The organism is Nonomuraea sp. NPDC005983 (assembly GCF_040614375.1).
Lineage (GTDB): Bacteria > Actinomycetota > Actinomycetes > Streptosporangiales > Streptosporangiaceae > Nonomuraea.
Map to the genome: position 1 here is coordinate 67,617 of NZ_JBEXUP010000026.1, position 7,183 is coordinate 74,799.

Sequence of the window (7,183 nt, forward strand, 5' to 3'; positions counted from 1 at the left end):
ACGGCCCCGAGCCTGCCCTCAGGGCCTGCTGCGTTACTTGCCGGGTTCGGGGTCGCGGGGCAGGCCGAGCATGCGCTCGCCGATGATGTTGAGCTGCACCTCGGTGGTGCCGCCGTAGATGGTCATGGCCCGGGTGGCGAGGACGGCCCTGTTCCAGTAGCCGACGTCGCCGAGCGTCATGTCGGCCGCCACCACGGCGGCCGTCCCGAGCAGGTTCACCGCCGTCTCGGACACGTGCTGCGCGTGCGAGGTGGACAGCAGCTTGCGCACGGACGCGTCGGCGCCCGGCTCGGAGCCCGCGAGCTGCTTGAGCGTCACCCGCAGCGACAGCGCGTTGATGGAGTGCCCCTCGCAGACGACCCCGGCCACCTCGTGGGCCTCGACCGGTGTCAGCTCCCGTCCGAGCCTGCCGACCAGCCCGAGCAGGTCGGGCACGGACGCGCCGGTGCCGCCCGAGCCGGACGACAGCGAGACCCGCTCGTTCGACAGCGTGTTCCTGGCGACCTTCCAGCCCTGCCCGACCTCGCCCACGACGAGGTCGTCCGGGACGAACACGTCGTCCAGGAACACCTCGTTGAACAGGTTCTCTCCGGTCATCTCGGTCAGCGGCCTGACGGTCACGCCGGGCGCCTTCATGTCGACGAGGAAGTACGTGATGCCCTCGTGCTTGGACCCTTCGGACGAGTTACGCGCGATGCAGATGCCCCATTCGGCGACGTGCGCGACGGACGTCCAGATCTTCTGGCCGTTGAGCTTCCAGCCGCCCTCGACCTTCTCGGCCTTCATCTGCAGCGAGGCCAGGTCGGAGCCCGCGCCGGGCTCGGAGAAGAGCTGGCACCAGATCAGCTCGCCGCTGAGCGTCTTGGGCAGGAAGCGTTCCTGCTGCTCGGTCGTCCCGTACGAGACGATGGACGGCACCACCCAGGCACCGATGATCATCGCCGGCAGCCTGACCTTGGCCGCCTTCAGCTCCTGCGCGATCAGCACCTGCTCCAGCGGCCTGGCTCCGCGCCCCCACGGCCTGGGCAGGTGCGGCATGACGAACCCGCGCTCGGCCAGCGCCCGCTTCTGCTCCTTGCCTTCCAGTCGCGCCAGCTCCGCGATCTCCGCGCGGATCGACTCGCGCAGCTCCTCGGCGTCCTCGGGTAGGTCGATCTCCATCTCGCGGGCGACGCCGTCGAGGGCGAGCGCGGTCACGGTGGCGGCCCACTCGGCGGACGGGCCGAGCAGCGCGCGCAGCGTGAGCGCGCGCCGGTAGTACAGGTGGACGTCGTGCTCGAAGGTGTAGCCGATGCCGCCGAAGGTCTGGATCGCGTCCTTGGCGCACTGGACGGCCGCGTCGGGCGCCATCACCCCGGCGATCGCCGCGGCGTACTCCTGCTCCCTGCCGGTGGCGCGGGTGGCGTCCCAGACGGTGGCGCGGGCCTGCTCCAGCGCGACGAGCATCCGCGACAGCTTGTGCTTGATGCCCTGGAACTGCCCGATCGGGCGGCCGAACTGGACGCGTACCTTGGCGTAGTCGGAGGCGGCCGAGACGCACCAGGACGCCAGCCCGGCCGCTTCGGCGCCGAACAGGATCGCGGCCAGGCCGCGCACGTCGGGGCCCGCGACGCCGTCGAGCACACGGTCGGCGGGGACGGCCACGGAGTCGAGCTCCACCCGGGCCACAGGCCTGGTCAGATCCAGCGACTTGATTGAGGTGACGCGGGCGGCGGAGGCGTCGAGCGCGATCCACTGCTCGCCGTCGGCCGTGGACACGGGCAGCACGAGCACGTCGGCGAGGGACCCGCCCAGCACGGGGTCGGCCGTGCCGGAGACGACCAGCGAACCGTCGCCGTCGGGCGCGCCCTCCAGCGCGGCGGTCAGTGCGACCGCGCCGGTGAGCGTGCCGTCGGCGAGGCCGGGCAGCAGCTCGTGGCGCTTGGAGGCGTGGATGACCGCGCCGGCGAGCACGGTCGGCACGTACGGGCCGGGCGCCATCCGCTCGGCCAGCGCCTCGATCGCGACGGCGGCCTCCAGCAGCCCGTAGCCGGACCCACCGGACTCCTCGGGCAGGTGCAGGCCGAGCAGCCCCTGCTCGGCGAGGCCCGCCCAGAACGCGGGACGCTCGTCGGCCCCGGCTCGCAGCAGCTCAACCGGGATGTTCCGGCTCGCCCAGCCGCTCACAGATTCGTGGAGCGCCTCGTGCTCCTCGCTCAATCCGATCGCCATCGCACACCCTCCAGCCAGGTTACGGGCAATACCAGAACCATATTCTAGAGAATGCTTCTGTGCTACAGGGGGCGTACGGCCTTCGCGATCGTGTTCAGGTCCCGCCAGTGGGCCTTGCCGCTCTCGGGGATCGAGGCCAGCAGCATCGCGGGCTTGGTCTTGCCGACCTCGATCACCGACAGCAGGGCCTGCGACGTCCGCCGCCCGCTGCCCACCGGGTAGGTCACCTTGTAGCCGAGGGTCCACCCCTTGCCGAGCGGCAGATTCCGCGAGCCGGTCCAGGCCAGCGTGGCGCCCTTCGGGTACTGGGTGAGCAGGGTCCACCTGACACCGCGGACGGCGATCTCGCGGTAGTCGGCGACCTTCTTCGGCTTGGCCAGCGGCTCGTCGCCCGGCAGCATCGCCGAGGCGATCACCGTGTGCGGGACGGCGACCTTGCCGACCCGCTGCGCGACCGAGAACGGCGGGTACGACCTGGCCTTCCACGGCTTGCCTAGGCGCGGGTAGCGGATGCCGGTCGTGCGGTCGGTGATGGTGCCGATGGTGGCGGACGCCTTGCCGGGCAGACGCGGGAGCGCCTGCTTGGCGGGCGTCGCCGGCAGCACGATGGCGCCCGTCGTCGCCTTGGGCGTGGGGGTGGCGCTGAGCGCCGGCGTGACGGGGACGACCTTCGGCTGCGGCGGCTGCTTGGGCACGTCCCCCGAGAAGATCACGAAGATGAGCAGGACGGCCACGACGGTCGCGACGATCGCGGCCAGCAGGTAGACGACCTTGATCGGGATGTCGCCGACCCGGGAGAGCGGGCCGCGCTTGGGCGGTGGCGGCGGCGGGAGGTACGGCCGCTGCGGCGACGGGCGGGGAATCCGGACGGTCTCCTCCGCGGGCAGGACGACCTTGCGGAACGGGGTGGTGGGAGAGTCGCTGGAGGGGTACTGGTCGCCGACGTCCGCCATGGCCTTCAGGTTACGTCACTAGGGAGAGGGGCAATTCCACTATTCCCTGTGCAGAATCAAATTCTGTACCGTCGCGGAAACGTATCTTTCGGGGCAAAACGGGGAGATAACCCGCATGAGGAAGGTTGTCGCGGCGACGGCCGCCGCAGTGCTGCTCAGCGGCTGCGGGACCGCCGTGCCCAGCCGCCCTGGCGGCCAGCCCCCCACAGCCAGGGGCACCCCAGCGCCGACCGCCTCACACCCCGCCGGACAGATGGAGACGCAGGCCGTCGAGCGCTCCTACGAGCAGGTCATCAAGCAGGTGCTGCCGTCGATCGTGCAGATCAACACCAAGACCGGGCTCGGCTCCGGCATCGTCTTCGACACGAAGGGACACATCATCACCAACGCGCACGTGATCGGGCAGGCGACGCGGGTGACGGTGACCCTGGCCAACAGCAACGCGCCGCGCCAGGCCAAGGTGGTGAAGTCCTTCAAGGCCGGAGACCTCGCCGTGATCAAGGTTCTCGACCCGAAGGGCCTGAGCCCCGCCACATTCGGCGACTCCTCGAAGCTGCAGGTCGGCCAGCTGGTGCTGGCCATGGGCAACCCGCTCGGCCTGTCGGGCAGCGTCACCAACGGGATCATCTCGGCGCTGGGACGGACGGTGACCGAGCCGGAGGAGCCGCCCTCGCCCGGCGCGACGATCAGCGGCGCGATCCAGACCTCGGCGGCGATCAACCCCGGCAACAGCGGCGGCGGGCTGGTGGACCTGTCGGGCCGCGTGATCGGCATCCCGACCCTCGCCGCGACGGACCCTCAGCTGGGCGGCGGCCCTGCCCCGGGCATCGGCTTCGCGATCCCCAGCAACACCGCCACCGACCTGGCCTCGCAGATCATCAAGTCCGGCAAGGTCACCAACAGCCACCGGGCCGCGCTCGGCGTCAGCGGCAGCACGCTCATCGGCGCCGACAACCAGCCGAGCGGGGTCGCCGTGGCCGAGGTCCAGCCAGGTGGCGCCGCCGACAAGGCCGGGATCAGGCCGGGTGACGTGATCACCGCGGTCAACGACACGCCCACCACCACCATGGCCGCGCTGTCCGAGGAGCTGACCAAGTACAAGCCGGGCACCAAGGTCAAGGTCAAGGTGGTACGGTCCGACGGCTCGACCGACATCGTCACCGCGACGCTGGGAGAGCTCCAGGGCGACTGACCGGCCGTAGGGGCGACGCGCTCACCACCTGACGTCCGCCGTGCTCACCGCTTGACGTCGAAGACGATCTCGACGCGGCGGTTCTTGGCCCGGTTCCGCTCCACGGGCTTGTCGTCGACGATGTTGGGCACCTTCGGGCGGCTCTCGCCGAACCCCTGCGCCTGGAGGGTCACGTTCGCGCCCGCGAGCATGCCGCGCATGGCCTGCTCGACGGCCTGCGCCCGCCGCTGCGACAGGGTGCGGTTGTAGCTTTCCGAGCCCTGGTCGTCGGTGTGCCCCTGGACCTTGACCACGCCGCCGGCGCTCTCGTCCCTGACCTTCTGCGCGACCTGCTGGAGGCGCTGCCTGGCCTTCGCGGTCAGCACCCACTTGTCGAGGGCGAACAGCACGTCGCTGGTGAGCGCGACCGTGACCTGGGTGCCCTGCTTGGTCTCGCTCTCGGTGCCGTCGAGCGACTCGACCTCGCCGATGACGTCCTCGACGGGCAGGACCAGGTCCTCCACGGCCGCGTTGACGTCCGGCGGGATGGTGGGGGTGGGAGCGGGCGTGGGTGACAGGAGCGGCGACAGGACCAGGGCGGCGGCCAGGCTAAGAGATCGGAACATCGGTGAGCACGCCCATCATCGGCATCTCGATGTTGATCTTCGTGACGTCGGCGGGAGGGGCCGCGAAGATCGCGTAGAGCGAGGTCGCGTCGTCCTTGTTCAGGAACTGCCCCTGGGTGTCGGAGCAGACGCACTGGCTGTCCTGACCGGTGCCGTTGCGCGCGACGCGGTACCGCTTGAGGTTGACCGGGTCGATCAGGGAGACGGCGTCGACCGTGTAGTTGAGCGTGCCGGTGCTCATCCCGTTGTGCATGTTGACGCGGCCGTCGAGGGCGGTGACGGTCCAGTTCAGGATGACGGTCTTGCCCTGGCGCTTGAGCGCGGTGATGTCCACCCGCGCCTGGCCCGACTGGCCGGCGGACGTCACGCGCGACTCGCGGGTGGCGATCACCTTGTCCTGCTGCGGTGGCGCGCTCTGCTCAGTGGCGGGCTCCATGGCGGACGCCGTGGCGATAGGCTCCGTGGTCGCCTTCTCGGCCACCGGCTGCTGCGCCTGCTTCTCCTCGCCCCCGCCGCCCTGCTGGCCGGGGAGCATGCCGCAGCCGGTCAGGGCGACGGCCGCGACAGCCAGCGCGATCGTCTTCCGCATGTTCTGGTCACCTTTCGGGGGTCCGACTCGTGGCTCGACGGTAGCCAGGCGACCTTCAGGATCCGCATAGTGCGCTATATCCCAAGGCCGCGACGCCTGCGCGCCTCCTGCGCGAGCCGTTCGGCCTCGGCCAGGCCGCGCCTGTCACCAAGGACGTCAAACTCTCCCATAGCACGCGTTAGCGCATCAACAGCCTCATCTATCGCGTCTCTGTCAAGGTGCGCCTCAGCAATGACCAGCAGGGCGTTTCCGGCGTTACGCCGGTCGCTGTGTGTGGTGAACGTCTCCAGAGCCTGCCCCGCGGACGCGGCCGCGGCGTCGGGGTCGCCCTCCCGCCTGGCGATCGTCGCCAGGACGAGCCGTGCCACCGCCTCCGGCAGGCGGTCGCCGAGGCGGCGGTTGACGGCGATCCGCCGTTCCACGCACGCGCGGGCCTCGGCGTGGCGGCGCGCCTCCAGGTGCAGCCTGGCCAGGTCCAGCAGCGCCTCCGCCTCACCGCGCGGATCGCCCAGATCGCGGTAGGCCGCCAAGCTCTCCTCCAGCCGGGCCCGGTCACCCTGGAGCGCGCCGAGCGCCCGCAACGCGTCGGCCCTGCCTCGCTGGTCTCCGGCCTCCTCGAACACCCGAAGAGAGCGGCTCAGGGCCCGCTCGGCGTCGGCTCTGCGCGGCTCGACCAGGCCGAGCCTGAGCGTGATCCGCGCCAGTTCCAGCCCTTCGGCCAGCGGCTGGGCCGCCCTCAGCGCGGCGGCCGCGGCCTGCGTCCTGCCCTCGGCCCTGTGCAGGTCGGCCAGGCCGCGCAGCAGCAGCGCCTCGCCCTGCCGGTGCCCGGCCGCGCGGGCGGCGTCCAGGCCGGTGGCGGTGGTGGCGTGCCAGTCGTCGTGATGCGCGCCCAGCTCGAACAGCGGAGTCAGGTAGAACGCCAGCCGCCAGGCCGCCTCGTACAGCCCTGCCTGGTAGAAGTCGGCGACGGCGGCCACCAGGAACCGCCGCTCGGCGCTCAGCCACCGCGCGTCCTGCCGCAACCTCCCGGTCTCCACCAACCACCCGCCACCACCCTGAACACCACCCGCGCCGGCACCTACGTCACCCTCCACGAGCCATCCGGCCGCGCCGGGGTATCGCCCATCCTCTCCGCCCCGCACCGGCCACCCGGCTGGGCGGCCGGGCTGCTGGAGGTGGTCGGCGGTGCGGGCCAGGGTTCTGCCCGAGCCGGGCTCGGCCGGGAGGAGGGCCGAGCGGGCGTGCCTGACCCTGGCGAGGATCCCCGTCGCGAGCTCCGCCAGGACGCGGGCCGGGCCGCCCTCCTCCTCCGCCAGCCGTTCGGCCGCGTAGAGCCTGGTCAGGTCGTGCCAGCCGTAGCGTTCCTGCCCCGACTCATCCAGGCCGCGGGACTGGAGCAGGCCCGCCTCGGCCAGCGGCTCCAGGTCGGCGTCCAGCACCCAGGGCGCGAAGTCGGGCCCGGACAGCGCCCCCAGCCGGCGCAGCAGCCGCCGTTCCTGGTCGGCGAGGCCGCGGTAGCCGAGCGCCAGGCTGCCGCGGACGGCGAGGTCGCCGGCGCTCAGCTCGTCCAGCCTGCGGCGCTCGTCGCCCAGCCGCCCGGCCAGGTGGCCGAGCGTCCAGCCCGGCTTCCTGG

At 71.7% G+C, this 7,183-nt stretch carries 5 protein-coding genes and 1 pseudogene; 1 reads left to right on the plus strand and 5 read right to left on the minus strand.

Translation table 11 applies throughout. The annotated features are described in order from the left end of the window. Positions 1–33: 33 nt before the first annotated feature. Both ABZ297_RS15005 and ABZ297_RS15010 read right to left on the minus strand, forming a co-directional pair. Positions 34–2,211 (minus strand): acyl-CoA dehydrogenase, encoded by a 2,178-nt coding sequence (locus tag ABZ297_RS15005; RefSeq protein ID WP_355345133.1) that lies wholly within the window; start codon positions 2,209–2,211, stop codon positions 34–36. 62 nt (positions 2,212–2,273) lie between these two features. Continuing rightward, a complete protein-coding gene (locus tag ABZ297_RS15010; RefSeq protein ID WP_355345136.1) occupies positions 2,274–3,164 on the minus strand; it encodes a hypothetical protein in 891 nt (296 codons plus the stop codon). 115 nt (positions 3,165–3,279) lie between these two features. Here ABZ297_RS15010 and ABZ297_RS15015 point away from each other — a divergent pair, with 115 nt between their 5' ends. Beyond that, on the plus strand, positions 3,280–4,356 hold the full coding sequence (locus ABZ297_RS15015; RefSeq protein WP_355345139.1) for a trypsin-like peptidase domain-containing protein: 1,077 nt from the start codon (positions 3,280–3,282) through the stop codon (positions 4,354–4,356). A gap of 44 nt (positions 4,357–4,400) precedes the next feature. Here the strand turns inward: ABZ297_RS15015 and ABZ297_RS15020 are convergent, their stop codons facing one another. The 3 genes and pseudogenes from ABZ297_RS15020 to ABZ297_RS15030 form a co-directional block, all read right to left on the minus strand. Further along, entirely contained in the window at positions 4,401–4,961 is a 561-nt protein-coding gene (locus ABZ297_RS15020; RefSeq protein WP_355345142.1) for an OmpA family protein, read from the minus strand. Next, a complete protein-coding gene (locus tag ABZ297_RS15025) occupies positions 4,945–5,550 on the minus strand; it encodes a hypothetical protein (protein WP_355345145.1) in 606 nt (201 codons plus the stop codon). Before ABZ297_RS15025 ends, ABZ297_RS15020 begins: the two co-directional genes overlap by 17 nt. 74 nt (positions 5,551–5,624) lie before the next feature. After that, positions 5,625–7,183, minus strand: a pseudogene (locus tag ABZ297_RS15030) (SARP family transcriptional regulator); the annotation flags it as partial.